The 1,543-nt window shown below is 59.3% G+C and carries 1 protein-coding gene and 1 pseudogene; both read left to right on the forward strand.

Translation table 11 applies throughout. The features are described from left to right. Positions 1 to 939: substrate-binding domain-containing protein (locus EN906_RS33730; RefSeq protein ID WP_164777591.1), on the forward strand; the 939-nt coding region annotated here is incomplete at its 5' end. A gap of 161 nt (positions 940 to 1,100) precedes the next feature. After that, a pseudogene (locus EN906_RS33735) lies at positions 1,101 to 1,543 on the forward strand (ABC transporter permease); the annotation flags it as partial.

Below are 1,543 nucleotides of genomic sequence, written 5' to 3' on the forward strand. Positions count from 1 at the left end.
GAGCTGAAGGCGCTGACCAAGCAATTGGCCGATCAAGGCCTCGCTGAACCCGAACTCAACGTCACGAACTCTAACGGCGACATCAACCTCGAGCTCACGCAGCTGAAGGCGCAGATCGCGCAGGGCTGTGACCTGATCATGAGCTATCCGGGGTCTGCGACCGGCCTTTGCGCGGGCATCAAGGAGGCTTTCGACAAGGGCATCCTTTTCGTAACCATCGACTCGACGGTCACCTGCCCGGAAGCGCTGAACGTAGCGACCAATCCCTACTATCGCGGTCAGTACGAAGGTGAGTGGATCGCCAAGCAATTGGGCGGCAAAGGTACCGCCCTCATCATGAACGGACAGCCCGGGACCGCGAACACGGTCGCTCAGGAGACAGGTTTCCGGAAGGCCGTCGAGGCGTTTCCCGACATTAAGGTCGCCGGCAGCCTGTTTGGCATGTGGACCGGGTCGGTGGCCAAAACCGAGGTGCTGAAGTTCCTGGCGACGCATCCTGAGCCTGTGCACGCTGTGTTCTCGACAGGCAATATGGGCGTTGGCGTGGGCCAAGCGTTCGAGCAGTCGGGCCGTGCGCTTCCGATCATCACCGAAGTCACCAACCTTTGCAGCCTGCTTGCTTACTGGAAGGAAAAGAACCTCACCGCCAACACCTTTGTCCAGGATGGCGGTCCGATGGCCTATTCCGCCTTCATTCCTGCACTGCACATGATGGCCGGGCAAAAACCGAAGGTGAACACCATCTTCATGCCGCTGCCCAGCATCACGGCGGAGAACTTCAATGACTACTACGACGCTTCCATGACCGTGCAAAGCACCTGCTTCGCCAACGGCAAGGACCTGCACCTCGTGCCGGACTCGTATTTCGAGCAGTTCTTCACCGGCGGCGAGCCGAGAGCCAAGGTTGAGATCGTCTCGACCAACGCCCAGCCGCAGTGAAATGCACCACGATGGGTGCTCGCGTTCAGCGCGGGCACCCATAAGGGAGTTGCGCATCGTGCGCGGCATTGCTTTTCAAAGGATCACACCCGTCGGGTATGAATGGTAGTCGCACTTTGACCGACTTGTCCCTCAAGACCATCCAACGAGTGGCCGGGCCTTTGGCCCCGTTTCTCCTCGCCTTCATCCTTTTCTTTGTCATAAACGTCTTCATTCCCGGCTATGCCAGCGTCATAAGCCTGCTGTCGCTTCTGCTGCTTTCCAGTCTGCTTGGCATCGCCTCGATCGGCCAGACCCTGACGATCGTCATCGGCGGCTTCGACCTTTCGATCCCGGCTGTGATCGGCTTGTCTAACGTGCTGTTCGCGCTGCTTTACGGCGCCGGCTATTCCGCTTTTGCTGCGGCCGTGTTCATTCTAGCGCTGGCGACGCTGATCGGTCTGGCAAACGGCTTTGCATCCCGATACCTGCAGCTCAACCCGCTCGTGGTGACGCTGGCGAGCGGCTCGATCATCCTTGGCGCCATCTGGGCAGGGACGCATGGCGAGGTTTCGGGCTTGGTGCCTGATTGGCTCGTCAACATGGTTTCGGTTATCGGCAAGAC

The sequence above is a fragment of the Mesorhizobium sp. M7A.F.Ca.CA.004.06.1.1 genome, assembly GCF_003999135.1.
GTDB lineage: Bacteria > Pseudomonadota > Alphaproteobacteria > Rhizobiales > Rhizobiaceae > Mesorhizobium.